General features: G+C 73.6%; 15 protein-coding genes and 1 riboswitch. Of the genes, 7 read left to right on the top strand and 8 right to left on the bottom strand.

Annotation, left to right across the window (positions count from 1 at the left end; all coding sequences use genetic code 11):
• Positions 1-238: 238 nt before the first annotated feature.
• From O7611_RS07800 to O7611_RS07785, 4 genes are all read right to left on the bottom strand, one after another.
• The gene (locus tag O7611_RS07800) at positions 239-1072 is read right to left on the bottom strand and encodes a C39 family peptidase (RefSeq protein ID WP_269696489.1); all 834 of its coding nucleotides are present in this window, start codon (positions 1070-1072) and stop codon (positions 239-241) included.
• A 205-nt stretch (positions 1073-1277) separates the two neighbouring features.
• Positions 1278-1420, bottom strand: a riboswitch (cyclic di-AMP (ydaO/yuaA leader).
• Positions 1421-1728: 308 nt separating this feature from the next.
• The gene (locus O7611_RS07795; RefSeq protein WP_269696488.1) at positions 1729-2493 is read right to left on the bottom strand and encodes a hypothetical protein; all 765 of its coding nucleotides are present in this window, start codon (positions 2491-2493) and stop codon (positions 1729-1731) included.
• A gap of 132 nt (positions 2494-2625) precedes the next feature.
• On the bottom strand, positions 2626-2970 hold the full coding sequence (locus O7611_RS07790; protein ID WP_269696487.1) for a hypothetical protein: 345 nt from the start codon (positions 2968-2970) through the stop codon (positions 2626-2628).
• Positions 2971-3050: 80 nt separating this feature from the next.
• Positions 3051-4268 carry an acyltransferase family protein gene (locus O7611_RS07785; RefSeq protein WP_194800880.1) on the bottom strand — a complete coding sequence of 406 codons (1218 nt, stop codon included), beginning with the start codon at positions 4266-4268 and terminating at the stop codon, positions 3051-3053.
• 156 nt (positions 4269-4424) lie between these two features.
• Here O7611_RS07785 and O7611_RS07780 point away from each other — a divergent pair, with 156 nt between their 5' ends.
• From O7611_RS07780 to O7611_RS07770, 3 genes are all read left to right on the top strand, one after another.
• Entirely contained in the window at positions 4425-5750 is a 1326-nt protein-coding gene (locus tag O7611_RS07780) for a polysaccharide pyruvyl transferase family protein (protein WP_194800879.1), read from the top strand.
• A gap of 40 nt (positions 5751-5790) precedes the next feature.
• Positions 5791-6426: an alpha-ketoglutarate-dependent dioxygenase AlkB gene (locus tag O7611_RS07775; RefSeq protein ID WP_194800878.1), complete on the top strand. Its 636-nt coding sequence runs from the start codon at positions 5791-5793 to the stop codon at positions 6424-6426.
• A 95-nt stretch (positions 6427-6521) separates the two neighbouring features.
• The gene (locus O7611_RS07770) at positions 6522-7859 is read left to right on the top strand and encodes a uracil-xanthine permease family protein (RefSeq protein ID WP_194800877.1); all 1338 of its coding nucleotides are present in this window, start codon (positions 6522-6524) and stop codon (positions 7857-7859) included.
• A 441-nt stretch (positions 7860-8300) separates the two neighbouring features.
• On the opposite strand, the gene O7611_RS07765 is transcribed toward O7611_RS07770, so the two are convergent.
• Complete coding sequence (locus O7611_RS07765; RefSeq protein WP_194800876.1) at positions 8301-10790, bottom strand: DNA gyrase/topoisomerase IV subunit A; 2490 nt, start codon at positions 10788-10790, stop codon at positions 8301-8303.
• Between the two features lie 32 nt (positions 10791-10822).
• Complete coding sequence (locus O7611_RS07760; RefSeq protein WP_194800875.1) at positions 10823-12880, bottom strand: DNA gyrase/topoisomerase IV subunit B; 2058 nt, start codon at positions 12878-12880, stop codon at positions 10823-10825.
• 347 nt (positions 12881-13227) lie between these two features.
• On the opposite strand from O7611_RS07760, the gene O7611_RS07755 reads away from it, so the two are divergent.
• Positions 13228-14484 carry a hypothetical protein gene (locus tag O7611_RS07755; RefSeq protein WP_269696486.1) on the top strand — a complete coding sequence of 419 codons (1257 nt, stop codon included), beginning with the start codon at positions 13228-13230 and terminating at the stop codon, positions 14482-14484.
• A 78-nt stretch (positions 14485-14562) separates the two neighbouring features.
• Here O7611_RS07755 and O7611_RS07750 read toward each other — a convergent pair whose 3' ends face one another.
• Positions 14563-15195 (bottom strand): class I SAM-dependent methyltransferase, encoded by a 633-nt coding sequence (locus O7611_RS07750; RefSeq protein WP_194800873.1) that lies wholly within the window; start codon positions 15193-15195, stop codon positions 14563-14565.
• Entirely contained in the window at positions 15195-15632 is a 438-nt protein-coding gene (locus O7611_RS07745; protein ID WP_194800872.1) for an RrF2 family transcriptional regulator, read from the bottom strand. Before O7611_RS07745 ends, O7611_RS07750 begins: the two co-directional genes overlap by 1 nt.
• Before the next feature lie 155 nt (positions 15633-15787).
• Here O7611_RS07745 and O7611_RS07740 point away from each other — a divergent pair, with 155 nt between their 5' ends.
• The 3 genes from O7611_RS07740 to O7611_RS07730 all read left to right on the top strand — a co-directional run bounded on the left by O7611_RS07740 (position 15788) and on the right by O7611_RS07730 (position 19420).
• The gene (locus O7611_RS07740) at positions 15788-16999 is read left to right on the top strand and encodes a globin domain-containing protein (protein ID WP_269696485.1); all 1212 of its coding nucleotides are present in this window, start codon (positions 15788-15790) and stop codon (positions 16997-16999) included.
• A gap of 295 nt (positions 17000-17294) precedes the next feature.
• Positions 17295-18512 carry a glycosyltransferase gene (locus tag O7611_RS07735; RefSeq protein WP_269698063.1) on the top strand — a complete coding sequence of 406 codons (1218 nt, stop codon included), beginning with the start codon at positions 17295-17297 and terminating at the stop codon, positions 18510-18512.
• Positions 18513-18562: 50 nt separating this feature from the next.
• Positions 18563-19420 (top strand): alpha/beta hydrolase family protein, encoded by an 858-nt coding sequence (locus tag O7611_RS07730; protein ID WP_269696484.1) that lies wholly within the window; start codon positions 18563-18565, stop codon positions 19418-19420.
• Positions 19421-19497: the final 77 nt, after the last annotated feature.

Below are 19497 nucleotides of genomic sequence, written 5' to 3'. Positions count from 1 at the left end.
ACCGCCCGCCCCGGACACGCGAGACCGAACCCCGCCGACCCCCTCGCTGCGGCTCCGGCCGCCCACACGCCGCCCTCACCCTCGATCTTGGAGTTGTGGCACCTTCCATAGCGGGCGAGCCGGGCATACTGGGTGCCACAAGTCCAAGACCGGCGCGCCAAGACGGCGTGAGGGCGGGGGCGGGACGAGGAAGGCCGGCGCCCCGGGTGGGGTGCCGGCCTTCGGGTGTGCGGGACGGTCAGGCGGAGTAGCCGCGGCTGGCGATCCAGTGCGCCAGGTCGATCGTGGTGACCCAGTACGACGGCAGCGACGGGTCGGCCGAGTCGGCGATCCGCACGGTCCGGCCGTCGTCCTTGTAGCCGACCACGGCGACGTAGTGGCCGCCCGGGAACGAGTGCCAGCCGCCGTTGGTGTCGGTGGCCGTACCGGCGACGTTCGCGACGACCCCGCGGCCGTTGCTGATCGCCTCGACCACGTCGGCCTGGAGGCGGTCCATCTGGGCCGGGGTGGCCGAGCCGGGAATCATGCGGGTCCGGTACGGGTTGCCCTTGACCTGCTGGTTGAGCACCCGGGTGGTGTCCTCGGCGGAGTTGGTGCCCATCTCGGTGGTGCCGAGAGGACCGGCGAGCGCGTCCTGGCTGCGCTCGATGCCGGCGGCGCTGAGCGCGTTGCGCACGGCGGCCGGGCCGCAGTAGAAGTAGTTGATCTGCGCCTGGTAGTCGTAGTCGAGCGACTTGCTCGACGGCGGCTTCGGCTTGGCCTTGGGCGTGGTGTCCGGGTCCGCCGTGGCCTTCGCGGACGGGGAGGCGCTCGGCGACGCGCTGGGCGCGGCGGAGGCGCTGGGCGGTACGGCGATGCGGGCCTCGCCGCGGCTGGCGGGCTGCTCGCCGAGACGGGCGGAGCCGAGGTCGGCGACCGCGGCGGTGTTCTCCTGGACCGGGGCGTCGTCACCGGCGGTGGCGACGGTTCCGGCACCGGCGGCCAGCACGAGCGCGGCGGCCGATCCGGCGATGATCTGGTACGGGCGTTCGGTGACGATCCGTCGCAGCTGACGCTTCAGGTGGTGCTTCACGAAATCCTCCACGGGGCGTGAGCGGCGCACGCCGGCCCGGCACGCGGAGGAACTCACACGTGCTGGCGGGGCCGGATGGCCGGGGGATCGGGAACGCCCGTGATGCCGGGCGCCCAGGGGGCGGTTGCCGGTCGCGCGTCAGGCGCGCGCGGGCACCGCTTCGCCGTGGAGGCGGGGGGACGATCGAGGGGTGGGCAAGAGGGGTTGCTCCTTCCGTGGCCGCCGACCGGGTTAGCTGACGGATTCGGGCGGGAAGTACGCCCTACCGCGGGCCGTGGGCCCGCGGATTCACCCCGATGGTGCTCATGGGTCCCCGGTTCGTGGAACACGATTAGGCGGGTCGGTGCGGCGTCGCCGTCGGCGATCGATTACCGCATCGGACGCGCCGACACTACCGGTGGGTATGTCCCATGCCAAGCGCTCCCACCTGCGTAAACGTGATCCGCGGTAACGGATTTCGGAACACCCGGTTACTGACTTCGCTCAATGGGACAAGCAGTTTCGACGGCGCCCGGCGGCGGAAAGCGGACAGACGGCGAGCACCCGACCGGCAATCGCGGGACTCGATGACCCGTTCTGCGCCCGGCGCCCGTTTCGGCGGCCCGGGTGACCGGGCTCACCATATTCCGGGTAACGATTCGGTCGAGACGGTCGTCTCAGCCGACCCGGGCCGGGCGCCAGCGGGCGTTGCGGACCGTCGCGGCCACCGGCACGGCGCTCGCCGTCGCGCTCCGGTACGCCGGGGCGGGCCGCAGCGCGGCGGTGGCCGCGTACGCCTCGGCGGCGAGCGTCCGGGCGGCCTCGGCGGCCAGTTCCGCGTCCCGCCAGGCCGTCCGCTCCCGCGCGGCGGCGCTCTCCCATCCGGCCCGGCGCCCGTCCCGGACGGTGCGGGCCAGCAGGATCTCCTGCTCGGCCGGGTGCCGGCGGGGATCCCATCCGTTGCGGCGGGCCAGCACGTTGGCGAGCTGACGGGCGGTCAGGTCGCCCCGCCAGTGCGCCGTCATGGCGGCGTGGTGCAGCCAGCGCTCCCGGGCCGCGTACTCGGCGGGGGTGCGCGGCGTGCGCGGGGCGGGCAGCGCGGCGGCACCGGCGAGGCGGCGGGCGGCGGCGTCCGCCTCGTCGTACGCGGTCCAGGCCCGGTCCGCCTCGTCCTGCGCGGCCAGCCACCGCTCCCGGCGGCGACGGGCCGTCTGGGCGGCTCCGGCGGCGGCCACCGCGACCTCCTCGGCGTACCGGATCAGGTCGTCGCGGCGGGCGGCGTCGGCGTCGGCCGGTTCGGGGGCGGCCTCCGGCACGGGGTCGCGTTCGGGCCGGGCGACGAGGGCGGCGAGCAGGCCGAGGGCGAGCAGCAGGAGGAAGGACCAGATGGCGGCGGCCTCGGGCACGGAGGTGAGGAAGTGGTACAGAGCGGTCTGGGACATGGTCGGCACCTCACGGGAAGGACCTGGCGGGAGGACCCGCACGACCTCGCCGGGGCGGGCCGGTGGCCGCCGGGGCGGGTGCGGGGATGACGTGCGAGTGGGTGCGGAGGACGGGCGCGGCCCGTGAGCGGGTCAGCGGGCGGGCGGGGCCCGCGGGCCGGCCGGTGCGGCGGCCCGTCCGGCCGGGACCGGCTGCGGTGCGGCCGGGGCGGCTGCCCGGGGCGCGGGCGCCGGCACCCCGGCGGGGATGGTCTGCCGCTCGGCCACGCGGTCGGCTTCCGGCCGCGCGGTGGTCGAGGCGCCCGCGACCGGGTACGCCGGGACGGCGGCAGCCGGGGCCGGGGCGGCAGCAGCGACACCGGACGGCAGCGTGGCGGCGCCGAACGAGAAGGCGACGACCACGGCGAGACTGGCGAGCATCCGGGCGGTCCAGCGCGCCACCCACCACACGGGGCAGGTGAGCGCGATCGGAAGCACGGGTACAAATTACCGCCGATCCCCCACGAACGCACCGCCGCACGGCGTGTCGCGGATCGACCGGCCGACGTGTGCGCGTGTCAGTGCGGGCGACGCCGCCCGGCGTACTCGATGTCCTCGGCCGGACCGGTGACGGACGCCGCGCCCCCGTCGGAGGCGGGCCCGGTGGCGGCCTCGGCGGGCGTGCGCGGAGCCGGCACGGCCGGTGCGGGCGACGCCGCGCGGGCCCGGCGGGACGGGCCGAGCAGGCGCATCATCGGTGTCTCCACCCAGCGGTGCAGCGCGGCGGCCAGCGCGAGCGTGATCACCAGGAAGCCCAGCACCGCGAGCGGGCCGCGCCAGCCGGGCAGGCCGGTCCCCCAGTGCCCGGTCAGCCGCAGCACGGTGACCATGACCAGCACGTGGACCAGGTAGAAGGCGAACGACACCTCGCCGAGCCAGACCATCGCCCGGGACCGCCAGGGGGTGGGCCGGCCGCGCACGTCGGCGTCCGCCGCGGCGGCGATGACCAGGAGGTACGCGACAGCGAGCAGCGCCGCCCAGAACTCGGCCGGGATCCACAGCGCGGCGACCACCCAGGTGGTGACGAAGATGCCGGTGGCGACGGCGAGGTTCGGGCCACGCCAGCGGTGCCGGCGCATCAGCTCGGCGGCGGCCACGCCCATCCAGAACTCCAGCGACCGGGTCACCGGGAAGATCTGGGTGAACCACCACCGCTGCTCCTCCGGGACGAGCTGCTGGCCGGGCCACAGCGCCAGGATGAGCAGCGGCGCCGCGACCAGTACGGTCCGCAGCACCCCGGTACGGGCCCGGCGCAGCCACGGCACCACGAGTGGCAGGCACAGGTAGAAGGCCAGCTCGCAGGAGAGCGACCAGCTCACGTTGTTGATGCTGTAGAAGTAGCCGCCCAGCGGGATCCACGCCTGGACCAGGAAGAAGTTGGCGATCGCGGCCCACGGCACGATCGGGTCGGCGAACCAGGCCGCGACCGCCAGCGCGGCGACGAACGTCACCACGTGGTTCGGGTAGATCTTGGCGAACCGGCGGCGCAGGAACGTCCACGCGCGCTCCCCGTCCCGGTACGACCAGACCAGCACGAACCCGCTGAGGATGAAGAAGAACTCGACGCCGGACAGGCCCAGACTGAACGCCTTGTCGACCAGGGGCTTCAGGTGCGGCTCGGCGACGATCCCCATCGTCCCGGCGTGGAAGCCGAAGACCAGCAGCGCGGCCACCCACCGCAATCCGGTCAGCGACGGCAGTCGCGGGGCACGGGTGACGGTCGGCGCGCTGGTCATTCCGGGCACCCTACCCCGGGCAACCGGGACGTTCCCGGCGAGCCGACGTCCGCTCGGCTCCACAGCGGCGGCGGATAGGATTTCCGTTCTGCACGCGCGGGCACCCACCCGGCTCCCGCCCGCACGCCGTGCCGTACGGAAGGTGAGCGAAACCGGATGCACCAGCGGATCCTGCTCCGCGCCCGCAAGGGCCCGTTCGACGTCCTCACACCCGAGGAGACGTTCGCCGGCAACTGGATCGGGGACAACAGCGGCAACCTGGTCTTCAGCCACGCCGCGTACAAGCTGCTCGCCACCTCCACAGCCGAGATCACACCGACCCGCACCCCGGCCGACCCGCGTCTCGCCGACGAGATCAACGAGCGGCACGACGTGTTCGTCGTACCCCTCGCCAACGCGTTCCGCCGCAGCTTCGTGCACCGCCTGACGCCGCTGACCCGGCTGATCGAACGGCTGAAGATCCCGGTGGTGGTGCTCGGCGTCGGCGTGCAGACGAACGTCGACGGCGACCGCGAGTACCTGCGCCAGATCGACGAGCCGGTGCGCGCCTTCTGCAAGGCCGTGCTGGACCGGTCGCACAGCATCGGCGTCCGCGGCGAGGTGACCGAGAGCTACCTCAACGCGCTGGGCTTCTCCGACGTGGAGCAGATCGGCTGCCCGTCGATGTTCCTGCACGGCGACACGTTCCACCTGGAGAAGAACCGCCCGGAGCTGACCGCCGACTCGAAGGTCGCGCTCACCATCTCCCCGTACGTCCGCTCGATGGCCGCTGTGGTCCGCCACCACCAGGAGCGCTACCCGAACCTCTGCTACGTGCCGCAGGACCTGCGCACACTCGGCACCCTGCTCTACGGCGACGCGCCCGAGTACCGGGGCCAGAGCAGCGACATCCCGCTGCACACCTCGCACCCGCTGTTCGCCGAGGACAAGGTGCGCATGTTCGTCGACCCGTGGACGTGGATGGACCACCTCTCCGGGTACGACTTCGCGTTCGGCACCCGCATCCACGGCACCATCACCGCGCTCGTCGCCGGCACGCCCGGCTACCTGTTCGCGCACGACTCACGCACCCTGGAACTGGCCCGCTACTTCGGCATCCCGCACCGGATCATGCGGGACGTGCCGGCCGACGTCGACGCCGCCGACCTCTACGCGGAGGCCGACTACACGTCGCTCAACGACGGCCACAAGGCCCGCTTCGAGACCATCACCGGGTTCCTGCGCAAGCACGACCTCGGCACCTCGTTCGCCGACGGCGACAGCGCCGCGCGCTTCGACAGACAGGTCGCCGAGACGGTGTTCCCGCCGGCCGTCCGGCCCGCCGCCGCCACCCCGCCGGCCGAACTGCTGACCCGCATCGAGCGGCTGCGCGACGAGAACGCCAAGCTCACCGCCACCATCGACGCGCTGCGCTCGCAGCAGCTCCGGGAGCGGATCAAGCAGGCCGTCCCGGGCACCGTCCGCCGGATGCTGCGGCGCTGACCGTCGTACGCCTGTTCGAGAGCACGGTACGATCGGCTGCGTGTCCGACGCGTACCAGCCCTCGATGCTCGACCTGGCCGAGCAGGGCCCGACCCTGGGCCCGCTCGCCGGGGCGCTGCGCCGGCACGAGCTGAGCCGGGGCGCCTGGGTCGACCACCTGCCCGGCTGGGTGCGCGGCTCCGACGAGGTGCTCGACACGCTGCGGCACGACGTGCCGTGGCGGGCCGAACGCCGCACCATGTACGACACCGCTGTCGACGTGCCCCGGCTGCTCTGCTGGTACGCGGCCGGCCGGCCCCTGCCGCACCCGGTGCTCACCGCGGCCCGGGACGCGCTCACCCGGCACTACGCGCCCGAACTGGGCGAGCCGTTCGTCACCGCCGGCATGTGCCTCTACCGCGACGGCCGCGACAGCGTCGCCTGGCACGGCGACACCCTCGGCCGCTCCGCGCACACCGACACCCTGGTGGCGATCGTGTCGTTCGGTTCCCCGCGCGCGCTGCTGCTGCGCCCCCGCGGCGGTGGCGGCGGCAGCCTGCGGTTCCCGCTCGGCCACGGCGACCTCGTGGTCATGGGCGGCTCCTGCCAGCGCACCTGGGAGCACGCGGTGCCGAAGACCACCCGGCCGGTCGGCCCCCGCGTCAGCGTCCAGTTCCGTCCCACCGGCGTCGCCTGAGCCCGGGCCGGGCCCACATCCGGCCAGGGCACGTGCTAGAAACAACTCCCAGGGTCGATCACGCCCCCGTCACCCGCTGACGCGAAGGGCGACCGATGACCCAGTCCCCCACCTCCCGCTGGTCCCCGTGGACCCTGCACGGCGACGGCCGCCAGGTACGCCCCGGCGACGTGGTCGCGCCCGACGAACGGCTCTCCTGGCCGCGCACCATCGGCGTGGGCGTGCAGCACGTGGTCGCCATGTTCGGCGCCACCTTCACCGTCCCGCTGATCACCGGCTTCCCGCCTGCCACCACGCTGCTCTTCTCCGGGCTCGGCACGCTGCTGTTCCTGCTGATCACCGGTAACCGGCTGCCCTCGTACCTCGGCTCGTCGTTCGCGTTCATCGCGCCGGTCCTGGCGGCGAAGACCGACGGCGGCATCGGCGCGGCCCTCGGCGGCATCGTCGTCGCGGGCGTCGCGCTGGCGATCGTCGGCGTGGTGGTGCAGGTGGCCGGCTCCCGCTGGATCGACGCGCTGATGCCGCCGGTGGTCACCGGCGCGATCGTCATGCTGATCGGCCTCAACCTCGCGCCGGTCGCGTGGGACGGTGGCGGCTCCGGCACCGGCGTGAAGGCGCAGCCGCTGATCGCCGTGGTCACGCTCGTCGCGATCCTGCTCACCACTGTGCTGTTCCGCGGCTTCGTGGCGCGGCTGTCGATCCTCGTCGGCGTGGTGGTCGGCTGGGTGCTCGCCGCGCTGACCGGCAACCTCGACCAGCAGGCGGTCCGGGGCCTGCGCCAGGCGGCCTGGATCGGTTTCCCCGAGTTCCACACGCCGAGCTTCGACGCGCGCGCCGTCGTGCTGGTCATCCCGGTGATCCTGGTGCTGATCGCGGAGAACGCCGGGCACGTCAAGGCGGTGGCCGCGATGACCGGCCGCAACCTGGACCGCGACATGGGCCGGGCGCTGCTCGGCGACGGCGTCGCCACGGTGCTGGCCGGTTCCGGCGGTGGTTCCGGCACCACCACGTACGCGGAGAACATCGGCGTGATGGCGGCGACCCGCGTCTACTCCACCGCCGCGTACTGGGTGGCCGGCGGCACGGCGATCCTGCTCGGGCTGTGCCCGAAGTTCGGCGCGCTGATCCTGACGGTCCCGGCCGGGGTGCTCGGTGGCGCCACCACCGCGCTGTACGGCCTGATCGCCATCCTGGGCGCCCGGATCTGGATCGAGAACCGGGTCGACTTCCACGATCCGATCAACCTGTTCACCGCCGCGGTGGCGGTGATCATCGGCGCCGCCAACTACACCCTGACCGCGGGCGACCTGTCGTTCAACGGCATCGCGCTGGGTACTGCCGCCGCCCTGGTCATCTACCACGGCATGCGCCTGATCGCCCGCCTGCGGGGCACCACCCCCGAGTCCCGCCAGTCCCCCGAACCCGAACTCTGACCCGGGTCCTCTCCCCCACCCGTCCCGCTGCCCCGCCGTCGCCCCGCCGTCGCCCCGTTGATCATGAAGTGAGCGGCACAAATTGCCCGATTCACGCCCGCCAACTTCATGGTCAACAGACGGTGGGGGTGCGATCGGGGCACCCGGAGGGCCGGACCGCGTCGATCATGAAGTTGACGGCGATCGGTGTCCGTTTTGTCGCCGCCAACCTCATGATCGACCGGGCAGGGTGGGGGCGAGTGCCCACACACCCGCAACTCGCCAGGCGCCGACGGCGCCCCCTGCGGTGATCAAGGAGTTTGTGGTCGGCGGGAGCGTGAAAGGGCCGCAAACTCCTTGATCACCCGGGTCGGACAGGGCCGAGATGGGCAGGGTCGCCGGGTGCGCGGGCGGGCGCGGCTGAGCGGTAGGGCGGGTGCGCCAGGCGCCCGCCCTACCTCGTCAGTCGCGGTCGATGTGGTGGCCTACGACCGTCGGGCCCAGCATCACGGCGAAACCGGAACCGTCTCGGCGCGGGTCCGCTGGGGGCAGCTCCACCGGGTCTCCGGTGGCCGTCGCGCCCACCGGCCGCGGGCCGATCCAGGCCACCGACAGCTCCAGCTCACCCTTGAGGAACCGCTGCGCGCGTACGCCGCCGGTCGCCCTTCCCTTCGCCGGGTACGCCTTGAACGGCGTCACCTTCACCGTGGCTCCGGTCGAGGTGACCACCATCGGCTCACCGTGCTTCGCGTCGTCGGTGCGGATCGCGCCGAAGAAGACCACCCGGGCGTCGCCCGGCAGGTTGATGCCGGCCATGCCGCCGCCCTTGAGCCCCTGCGGGCGTACCACCGATGCGGCGAAGCGCAGCAGCGACGCCTCCGAGGACACGAACGCCAGCGTCTCGGCGCCGTCGGTCAGCCAGGTCGCGCCGACCACCTCGTCGCCGTCACGCAGCGAGATCACCTCGAACTCGTCGGAGCGGACCGGCCAGTCCGGGGCGCACACCTTCACCACGCCTGCCCGGGTGCCGAGCGCCAGACCGGGCGAGCCCTGCGCGGACGGACCCAGCGGGGCCAGCCCGACCACCGTCTCACCCGGCTCCAGCGGCACCAGTTCCGCCGCCGACATGCCGCCGCGCAGCGACACCGTGCCGGACTGCTCCGGCAGCACCGGCAACGGCAGCACGTCGATCTTGAACGCGCGCCCGGCGCTGGTCACCAGCAGCACGCGGCCGCGGGCGGTGGAGTGCACGATCGCGCGTACCGCGTCGTGCTTGACCCGGCCGCTGCGCCGGCGCGCCTCGGCGGCCTCCTCCGACTCGGCCGCGGTCCGTGCCACCAACCCGGTGGCGGAGAGGATCACCTGGCACGGGTCGTCGGCGACCTCCAGCGGACCGGCGGGCACCGAGGCGGCGAGCACCTCCTTGAGGTCACCGTCGACGAGCGTGGTGCGCCGCGGCGCGCCGAACTGCTTGACCACGGCGGCCAGCTCGTCGGAGACGACCTTCCGCAGCACCTTCGGGTCGTCCAGGATCTTCGACAGCTCGGCGATCTCGCCGCGCAGCTTCTCCTGCTCGGCCTCCAGCTCCAGCCGGTCGTACTTGGTCAGCCGGCGCAGCGGAGTGTCCAGGATGTAGCTCGCCTGGATCTCGGAGAGCTTGAACTTCTGCATCAGGCCGTCCTTGGCGGCCTGCGCGTCCTCGCTGGCGCGGATCAGCTTGACCACCCGATCGATGTCGAGCAGAGCGATCAGCAGACCGTCGACCAGGTGCAGGCGCTCCTCCCGCTTGCGCTTGCGGTACGCGCTGCGCCGGGTCACCACCTCGTAGCGGTGGGCCAGGAACACGTCGAGCAGTTCCTTGAGCCCGAGCGTGCGGGGCTGGCCGTCGACGAGCACCAGGTTGTTCACGCCGAAGGACTGCTCCAGCGGGGTGAGCCGGTAGAGGTCGGCCAGCAGCGCCTGCGGGTTCACGCCGACCTTGCACTCCACCACCAGGCGGGTGCCGTTCTCGCGGTCGGTGAGGTCCTTGACGTCGGCGATGCCGGTCAGCCGCTTGGTCTTGTTGACCTCGTTGGTGATGGCCGCGATGACCTTCTCGGCGCCGACGCCGTACGGCAGCTCCGTGACGGTGATGGCCTGCCGGCCGCGGCTGCCCTCCAGCGGGCCGATCTCCACCCGCCCGCGCATGCGCACCACGCCGCGCCCGGTCTCGTACGCGCGGCGCACCTCGTCCAGGCCGAGCAGCAGCCCGCCGGTGGGCAGGTCGGGGCCGGGCACGAACTCCATGAGCTTGTCGAGTGTGGCGTCCGGGTGGTTGATCAGCCAGCGGGCGGCCTGGACCACCTCGCCGAGGTTGTGCGGGATCATGTTCGTCGCCATGCCGACCGCGATGCCGGACGCGCCGTTGACGAGCAGGTTCGGGAACGCCGCCGGCAGCACCGTGGGCTGGGTCAGCGAGCCGTCGTAGTTCGGCTCGAAATCGACTGTGTCCTCGCCCAGCTCGCCGGTGAGCAGCATCGCCTCCCGGGACATCCGGGCCTCGGTGTATCGCGCCGCGGCCGGGCCGTCGTCCGGGCTGCCGAAGTTGCCGTGCCCGTCGATGAGCGGGACGTTGAGCGAGAAGTCCTGGGCCAACCGAACCATCGCGTCGTAGATCGCGGTGTCGCCGTGCGGGTGGTACTTGCCCATTGCGTCGCCGACGATGCGGGCGCTCTTGACGTGGCCGCGGTCCGGCCGGTAGCCCTGCTCGTACATCGACCACAGGATGCGCCGGTGCACCGGCTTGAGCCCGTCGCGCGCGTCGGGCAGGGCGCGGGAGTGGATGACCGAGAACGCGTACTCCAGGTAGGAGTCCGAGACCTCGGTGACCAGCGGGTTGTCGAAGACGCGGGCGCCGGCCTGGTCGAAGGCGGCGAGGTCCGCCTTCGCGCGGTCGTCCTTGCGGCGTGCCATGGTGCGGTTCCCTTCCGAGAAGAACCCGTTGGTCAGGCGTCGATGGCGTCGCGGTCGACGCGGTCGGCGGAGTCGATCAGCCAGTTGCGGCGGGGTTCGACCTTCTCCCCCATGAGCAGTTCGAGGATCCGTTCGGCGGCGTCGACGTCGTCGAGCGTGATCCGGCGGACCGCCCGGGTGGCCGGGTTCATGGTCGTCTCCCACAGCTCGTCGGCGTCCATCTCACCGAGGCCCTTGAAGCGCGGGATCGGCGTGACGATCTGCTTGCCGGCCTTCTCCAGCTTGCGCACCGTCGCCTCCATCTCCGCCTGTGTGTAGGTGTAGACGGTCTGCGGGTTGCGCCCCTTGGTCGTGATCTTGTGCAGGGGCGGCATCGCCGCGTAGAGCCGCCCGGCCTCGATCAGCGGCCGCATGTAGCGGGCGAACAGCGTGATCAGCAGGGTACGGATGTGCGCGCCGTCGACGTCCGCGTCGGCCATGATGAGGACCCGGCCGTAGCGCAGGGCCGACAGGTCGAACGTCCGGCCGGAGCCGGCGCCGAGCACCTGGACGATCGCGGCGCACTCGGCGTTGTCCAGCACCTGCTGGAGGTTCGCCTTCTGCACGTTGAGGATCTTGCCGCGGATCGGCAGCAGCGCCTGGTATTCGGAGGACCGCGCGAGCCGCCCCGTCCCGAGGGCGCTGTCCCCCTCCACGATGAACAGTTCACTTCGCTCGATGCCCGCGGCCCGGCAGTCGACGAGCTTGGCCGGCATGGCCGCGCCCTCCAGCGCGGTCTTGCGGCGGGCGGCGTCCTTCTGCTGCTTCTGGGTGAGCCGGACCCGGGCCGCGTCGACGATCTTCTGGAGCACCGTGCGGGCCTCGGCCTTGGTGCGGCGGTCGTCCAGCCAGCTCTTGAGGTGCGCCTCGACCAGGCCCTGGAGCACCTTGGTGATGCCGGCGGTGGACAGCTCGTCCTTTGTCTGCGAGGTGAACTGCGGCTCCGGGATGCGCACGTGCACCACTGCGGTCATGCCCTCCAGGACGTCGTCCAGGGTGGGCGCGTCCTCCTTGGGCTTGAGCAGGCCGCGGGCGTTGCGGGCGGCCTCGGCGAGGGTACGGGCCAGCGCGCGCTCGAAGCCCTTGCGGTGGGTGCCGCCGTGGGCGTTGCGGATGGTGTTGGTGAAGCACTCGACGGTGCGCTCGTAGCCGGTGCCCCAGCGGAAGGCCACCTCGACCTCGGCGCGCCGCTGCACGTTGGACTGCATGACGCCGTTGGCGTCGGCGGCGTTCTCCCGGTAGGTGCCCTCGCCGGTGACCAGCAGCGTGCCGGAGACCGGCCGGTCGCCGGCCGGGGCGAGGAACTCCACCATGTCGGTGAGGCCGTTGGGGAAGTGGAAGCTCTCCTCGACGCTCTGCTCGCCGGTCTCGTCGCGCAGCCGGTAGGCGACGCCGGGCACGAGGAACGCGGTGTTGCGCAGCTTGAGCCGGACCGTCTGGGTGTCGAGCGCGGCGCCGGTCTCGAAGTAGCGGGGGTCGTGCCACCAGCGGATCGAGGTGCCGGTGCGCTGGCCGCGCTTCATCGCGCCGACGATCTGCAGGCCGGGGCCGGGGGTGAAGGGCGCGTCCGGCCCGTCGCCGTCGAAGACGCCCGGTACGCCGTGGCGGAACGACATGGCGTGGACCTTGCCGCCGCGCCGGACGGTGACGTCGAAGCGGCGGGACAACGCGTTGACGGCCGAGGCGCCGACGCCGTGCAGGCCGCCGGAGGTCTTGTAGCCGGAGCCGCCGAACTTGCCGCCCGCGTGCAGGCGGGTCAGCACCAGCTCGACGCCGGAGATGCCGGACTTGGCGTGCACGTCGGTGGGGATGCCCCGGCCGTCGTCGTCGACCTGGACCGAGCCGTCGGCGTGCAGGATCACGTCGACAGTGGTGGCGTGACCGGCGACACCCTCGTCGGTCGAGTTGTCGAGGATCTCGTTGACGAGGTGACCCACGCCACGGCTGTCGGTCGAGCCGATGTACATGCCCGGGCGCTTGCGGACGGCGTCGAGGCCCTCCAGATGCGTCAGGTCGTCGGCCCCGTAGAGGGTCTCAGGCTGTGCGGTCAACTGGTCGTACTCCCAGGTCTCGGCGGTGTGGTGCCGTTCACCGTGTGATCCCCCACGATGATCGCCGGGCGCGGCGCGCCGGAGCGAGCCTAGCCGGGTGCCCCGACAGGTCGGCGGCACCGGGGCGGTGCGTTGCGCGATCGGCCTGCCGTCCGGTTCCGTCCGGCGGTCGAGCACGGCGGCCCGGCGGGACGGGCGGGGTGTCCAGCCGACACAACGACCCGGGCGCCGGATGTCTTCCCCGGTGAACGGCCACCGATGTCGGGCCATTGACGTCCGTCACACGCGCGTGATCTGATCGCCCTCCTGAAGAATCTTTCACATTTCGATGTCTTGGGAGGTCGGGCATGTCCGTGTTCCGTCGTTCCGTGCTCGCGGCGGCGCTGGCGCTCGCCACGGTGGCGTTGCCCGCCGCCGCGGCGCCCGCCCGGCCCGCAGCCGCCGCACTGCCCACCGCCGCGGTGGCGCTGGGAGACAGCTTCATCAGCGGTGAGGGCGCCGGGGCGTACGCGCCGGTGGCGGACGTCAACGGGGTGGCCCAGGGCTTCCCCGGCTGGTCCGCCGCCAACGCCAACGCCTACTTCTGCCACCGCTCACCGAACGCCTCGCTGTTCCAGGCCGACCTGCCCGGCATCTCCGCGCGGTTCAACCTGGCCTGCTCGGGCGGCCAGCCGTACGACATCGCCAACGCGTCCGCCACCCGGGCCAAGGGACGGCAGGTGGCCGCCCAGCTCGACCAGCTCCGGTCGGTGGCGCGGACCCACGACATCGACCTGGTGCTCGTCGGCCTCGGCTCGAACAACAGCTCGTTCACCTTCGGCAGCGTGGCGGAGAAGTGCGCCAACCGGTTCATCGCCGACGCGTGGACCGGCTGGTGGGAGTTCTGGGCGTACCTGGGCGGGCCGGTCGAGCAGAAGCCGTGCACGGACGCCGACCTGGGCACGGCCGCGCAGTTCGCCGCCGCCACCGCGGAGACCACCACGGCGCTGCGGCAGCTGCTCACCACGCTGGACCAGATCGACGCCGACGGCCAGCACCGGGTGGTGTTCCAGGACTACACGAACCCGCTGCCGTTCGAGCTGGACCAGACCTACTGGACCGAGGACAGCCGCGACGACACCCGGGACAAGTTCCGCGCGCTCGGCGCCGAGCGGTACGCGGCCGGCTGCCCGATCCACCGGGCCAGCCTGGCGCCCGGGCACCGCTTCTCGCAGGGCCTCGGCACGCTCGTCAGCTCGGTGCGCGGCACGCTCGCCGGTGAGTTCCCGCAGGACGACCTGGTCTACCTGAACGTGCAGCGCGCGTTCGACGGCGCCCGGCTCTGCGAGTCGACGGGCAGCCCGGGCAACGCCCTGGCCACCCCGATCCGGCTGATGGACGGCCCGAGCGGCACGTTCGTCACCAGCCTCTCCGGATACGACAAGCTCGACATCCAGCGCATCGCCAACGCCTGCGGCACGTACTTCCAGACCTGCCAGGAGTCGTGGCACCCGAACGCCGCCGGGCACAAGGTGCTCGGCCGGTGCCTGGCCGGGGCGGCGGCGACCGGCGCCCGTACCGTCTCCTGCGTCCGCGCCCCGGACGGCACGGTGAGCGTGAGCTGACAGCGACGGCCGGCGCCCCCGCACCCCGGGGGCGCCGGGCCGGGGCCGGCCGGAACGCGCGTCCGGCCCGGTCCGGCGTCAGGCCCGGATCGCGGTGCCGAGCACGTGCGGCGAGGCCGGCGCCGGCAGCCCGCTCGGCGGGAAGCGGAACCGGTCCAGTTCGGTCACCGTGAACCCGGCGGCCCGGATCGCGGCCACCGTGTCCCGGGCGGTGTGGCATCCGGCGCAGAACAGCGGCCAGAGCGTGGCGTCGGCCAGGCGCTGGGCCCGGCGCAGGCCGGAGGTCTGCGCCACCACGTGTTCGTAGAAGCGCAGTTCGCCGCCGGGCCGCAGCACCCGCCGCGCCTCGCGCAGCGCGACCGCCTGGTCCGGCACCGAGCAGAGGACGAGCGACAGCACCACCGCGTCGGCGGCGCCGTCGGCGACCGGCAGCTCCTCGGCCAGCCCGGCGGCGACGGTGACCGGGACCGGGGCGCCCGGCGCGGCGGCGCGGGCCAGCGCGCGCAGGTGGGGTTCCGGCTCGACCGCGAGCACCCGGCTGACCTGCGGCGGATAGTGCGCGAGGTTGCGCCCGTTGCCGGCGCCGACCTCGACCACCAGGCCGCGCAGCCCGGCGACGAGGCGGACGCGGTGCCGGGCCACGCCCGCCTGGTCCATCCCGACGCTGGCGCGGGCGAACAGCCGGGCGTAGATCGGATGGGAGACGGCCATCAGCGACCTGCCGGTGGCGCGCCGAGGCTGAGCAGGAGCGGGCCGGCGGATCCGTCCACCAGGTCGCCGAGGCGTACCCCGTCGAGCACGGCGAGGAACGCGGCCTGCGCGCGGCGCAGCTCACCGCGCAGCCGGCACTCCGCGACCAGCGGGCAGACCGGCTGCGCGCAGTCGACCACCTCGCCGTCGCCCTCGAAGGCGCGGACCACCTGGCCGACGGTGAGGTCCGCGGCGTGCTCGGCGAAGGCCACGCCGCCGGAGCGGCCCCGAATGGTCACCAGGACCCCGATGCGTTGCAGCCGCTGCACCACCTTGGCGACGTGGCTGCGGGGCAGTTCGAGCCGGGTGGCGAGTTCGTCGACGGTGGCCCGGACCGGGGACGCGGCGGTCAGCATGGCGATCCGCAACGCCATGTCGGTCGACCGGTTGAGCCTCACGCACCGACCCTAGCCACTCGGCGCCGCCCAGGACACCAGCAGATTCACGGTGACCCATGCCACCCCGGCACCGGGACCTTCGACCCTAAAAGAGGAATCTCTGAATCCTGTTTTGTGGGGATCGACCTGTTCGAGCCCCGAAAGGAGATTCGGTAGTGCTCTCGGAATCCTCAGCGGCGGTCGTGACCGCCACCCTGCCCGTCGTGCGGGCGCACGGCGAGGCCATCACCGGCCGCTTCTACCAGCGCATGTTCGACGCCCACCCGGACCTGCTGGACCTGTTCAACCGGGGCAACCAGGCCACCGGGGCGCAGAAGGCCGCGCTCGCCTCGGCGGTGGTCGCGTACGCGGCGCACCTGACCGGCGACGGCGGCATGCCGTGGGGGCCGGTCCTGGACCGGATCGCGCACAAGCACGCCTCCCTCGGCATCACCGCCACCCAGTACCCGATCGTCGGCCGCCACCTGCTCGCCGCGGTCGGCGAGGTGCTCGGCGGGGCGGTCACCCCGGCGGTGGCCGCCGCCTGGGACGAGGTCTACTGGCTGCTGGCCTGCGAGCTGATCGCCCGCGAGGCGCGGCTCTACGCCGGCGCCGGCGTACCCGAGGGCGGTCCGGTGTGGCAGGACTGGCGGGTGACCGGCCGGACCCGGGAGAGCGCCGACGTCGTCTCGCTCACCCTCGCGCCGGCCGGCGGCGGCGCCGCACCCGGCTTCACCCCCGGCCGGTACGTCTCGGTCGCCGTCGACCTGGACGGCGGCCGAGGGCAGCAGATCCGCCAGTACAGCCTCTCCGGCCGCCCCGGCGCCGACCAGTGGCGGATCACCGTGAAGCGGGTACGCGGCGAGGGCGGCGCCCCCGACGGCATGGTCTCCGGTCACCTGCACGACCGGGTGGCCGCCGGCGACACGCTGCGGCTCAGCCCGGCGTTCGGCGAGGTCGACGCCACCGGCGGCGACGGGCCGCTGCTGCTGGTCAGCGCCGGCATCGGGCTCACCCCGGCGATGGCGGCGCTGGCCCACCTGGCCGACCGGAACCCCGGACGGCGGGTGACGCTGGCGCACGCCGACCGGGACGCCGAGGCGCACGCGCTGCGCGCGGAACTCCCCGCGCTCCAGCAGCGGCTGCCGAACCTGGCCGTCCACCTCTGGTACCTCGACGCCGCCGGGGCCGACCTGCCCGGCCTGAAGGCGGAGGTGTCCGCCGGGCTGATCGACCCGGACCGGCTCCCGCTGCCCGCCGGGGTGGACGTGCACCTGTGCGGCCCGGTCCCGTTCATGAACCTGGTCCGGGGCAACCTGCTGCGCCGGGGTGTGCCGGCCGAGCGGATCGCCTACGAGGTGTTCGGCCCCGGGATGCTGCCGGGCTGACGCCCCGCGGTGAAGTCGACGATCTCCTGGTTAGGGGCGCAAGCCGAGGGTAGGGGTCCTCCATGCGCATCCCCGGCATCAACGCGACCTTCCGGCCACCACGGAAGCGGTGGACGCCGCCCCACCGGACGCCGGGGCGCCGGCCACCCGCGTCGACACGCTCGTGGCGGTCGCGCGCCGGCTGACCGGGGACGCCGACGCCGCGTACCGGCTCGGCGCACGGGCACGCGAGTGGCGAGGAAGCGGTCCGGACCGCTTCCTCGCCGACTGGGACCGGATCCTGGAGGACGAGAACATGCGCATCGCGATGATTTCCCAGCACGCCAGCCCGCTCGCCGCCCCCGGCGAGGAGGACGCGGGCGGCCAGAACACGCACGTGGCGGAACTCGCGTCCGCGCTCACCGTTGCCGGCCACGACGTCCGCGTCTACACCCGCCGTGACTCCCCCGCGCTGCCCGAGGCGGTCGACGCGCCGGACGGCTACCAGGTGTGCCACGTGCCGGCCGGTCCCGCGCGGCGGGTGCCGAAGGACGACCTGCTGCCGTACACGGGCGAGTTCGGAAGCCGGCTGGCCGACACCTGGCGGCGCGGCGGCTGGACCCCGGACGTGGCGCACGCGCACTTCTGGATGAGCGGGCTGGCCACCGTGCACGCGAGCCGTCGCACCGGCGTGCCGACCGTGTTGACGTACCACTCGCTCGGCACTGTCAAGCGTCGCCACCAGGGCGTACGGGACACCAGTGCACCGGGGCGCGCCGGTTACGAGCGGGCGCTCGGCCGGGCCGTGGACCGGGTCGTCGTGCAGTGCTCCGACGAGGTCGCCGAGCTGGTCCGGATGGGCGTACCCCGGTCCCGGATGGCGCTCGTGCCGGCCGGCGTCAACGAGGCGGTGTTCCGCCCGGACGGCCCGGTCGCGCCCCGCGACCCGGCCCGCCCGCGCATCCTCACCGTCGGGCGGATGGTCGAACGCAAGGGCTTCCTGGACGTGGTCCGGGCGCTGCCGGCGGTGCCGGACGCGGAGTGCGTGGTGGTCGGCGGCCCGCCGGGCCACCTGCTGCCCGCCGACACGTTCGCCCGCCGGCTGTCCGCGCTCGCCGACTCGTGCGGCGTGGCCGATCGGGTACGGCTGCTCGGCGGCGTGCCGCGCGAGGAGATGGCCGCCTGGTACCGGTCGGCGGACGTGGTCGTGGCCGCCCCCTGGTACGAGCCGTTCGGGCTCACCCCGCTGGAGGGCATGGCCTGCGGCGTGCCGGTGATCGGCACGAACGTGGGCGGCATCGCCGACAGCGTGGTGGACGGGCTCACCGGCGACCTGGTGCCGCCGCGTGACCCCCGCGCGCTCGGCACCGCGCTGCGCCGGCTGCTCGGCGACAACGTGCGCCGGTTCGCGTACGCCACCGCCGCGCTCGACCGTGTCCGCAGCCGGTACTCCTGGAGGCGCTGCGCGGAGCAGCTCGTCGCGGTCTACGGTGCGCTGACGAACGCGGCCCGGCCCGCACCGGCGGTGGCGTGAGGCGACCCCTTGCTACCCACCGGTAAGGTTCGGGCCGTACCCTGATCCGGGTGAGCGGGGACTACACCCAGGAGTACGTGGACGTCGACGGCGCGCGCATCGGCGTGCAGGTCTACCCGGAGCCGGCCGGTCCGCCCGGCGCGCCGGTGGTGCTGATCTGGCCCGCGATGGGCGTACGCGCCCGCTACTACCGGCCGTTCGCCGCCGCGCTGCGCGACGCCGGGCTCGCGGTGATCGTGGCCGACCTGCGCGGCACCGGCGAGAGCACCCCGGTGCCGTCGCGCGCCTGCCGGTACGGCTACCAGGAGATGGCCGCCGACGTCGGCGCCGTGCTCGACGCGCTCAAGCCCCGGCTGGACGGCCGCACCCGGCTGCTGCTCGGGCACTCCCTCGGTGGCCAGGTCGCGGTGCTGCACCAGGCGCTGGACGACGACGACCGGGTGGACGGGCTGGCCCTGGTGGCGGTGGGGCTGCCGTGGTGGCGGACGTACCCGGGCCTGCGCGGGTGGGGCGTGCTGCCGTACACCCAGGCCATCGCGGCGACGGCGCGGCTGCTCGGCGTCTGGCCGGGCTGGGGTTTCGGCGGCCGGCAGGCACGCGGCGTGATCCGCGACTGGGCCCACACCGCCCGCACCGGCCGGTTCCCGGCACTCGACGGCGTGGACGCGGAGGCCGCCGTGCGGCGGATCCGGACGCCGGTGCTCGCGGTCAGCGTCGACGACGACCAGTACACGCCGCACGAGACGCTCGACCACCTCTGCGGGAAGCTGACCGCGGCGCCGGTGACGCGGCACCGCTACACGGCCGCCGAGGCGGGCGCACGGCTGGACCACTTCACCTGGGTACGCGCGTCGGCGCCGCTGGCCGCCCGGATCGCCGCGTTCGCGGACACGCTCCCCCGGCGCTGAGCCCACGCCGGCACTGAGCCACTGAGCGCACGCTCCCCCGCCGGTGAGCCACGCCCGGGCGTGAGTCGCCCGATCGT

It is taken from the genome of Micromonospora sp. WMMC273 (assembly GCF_027460285.1).
GTDB classification, from domain to species: domain Bacteria; phylum Actinomycetota; class Actinomycetes; order Mycobacteriales; family Micromonosporaceae; genus Micromonospora; species Micromonospora aurantiaca.
This window is presented reverse-complemented; position numbering and strand designations above follow the sequence as displayed.

What these genes read in the sequence shown, in the direction of transcription:
- O7611_RS07795 (WP_269696488.1), bottom strand. Translation starts at nt 2,493, where the DNA reads ATGTCCCAGACCGCTCTGTACCACTTCCTCACCTCCGTGCCCGAGGCC.
- O7611_RS07785 (WP_194800880.1), bottom strand. Translation starts at nt 4,268, where the DNA reads ATGACCAGCGCGCCGACCGTCACCCGTGCCCCGCGACTGCCGTCGCTG.
- O7611_RS07780 (WP_194800879.1), top strand. Translation starts at nt 4,425, where the DNA reads ATGCACCAGCGGATCCTGCTCCGCGCCCGCAAGGGCCCGTTCGACGTC.
- O7611_RS07770 (WP_194800877.1), top strand. Translation starts at nt 6,522, where the DNA reads ATGACCCAGTCCCCCACCTCCCGCTGGTCCCCGTGGACCCTGCACGGC.
- O7611_RS07765 (WP_194800876.1), bottom strand. Translation starts at nt 10,790, where the DNA reads ATGGCACGCCGCAAGGACGACCGCGCGAAGGCGGACCTCGCCGCCTTC.
- O7611_RS07755 (WP_269696486.1), top strand. Translation starts at nt 13,228, where the DNA reads ATGTCCGTGTTCCGTCGTTCCGTGCTCGCGGCGGCGCTGGCGCTCGCC.
- O7611_RS07750 (WP_194800873.1), bottom strand. Translation starts at nt 15,195, where the DNA reads ATGGCCGTCTCCCATCCGATCTACGCCCGGCTGTTCGCCCGCGCCAGC.
- O7611_RS07735 (WP_269698063.1), top strand. Translation starts at nt 17,295, where the DNA reads ATGCGCATCGCGATGATTTCCCAGCACGCCAGCCCGCTCGCCGCCCCC.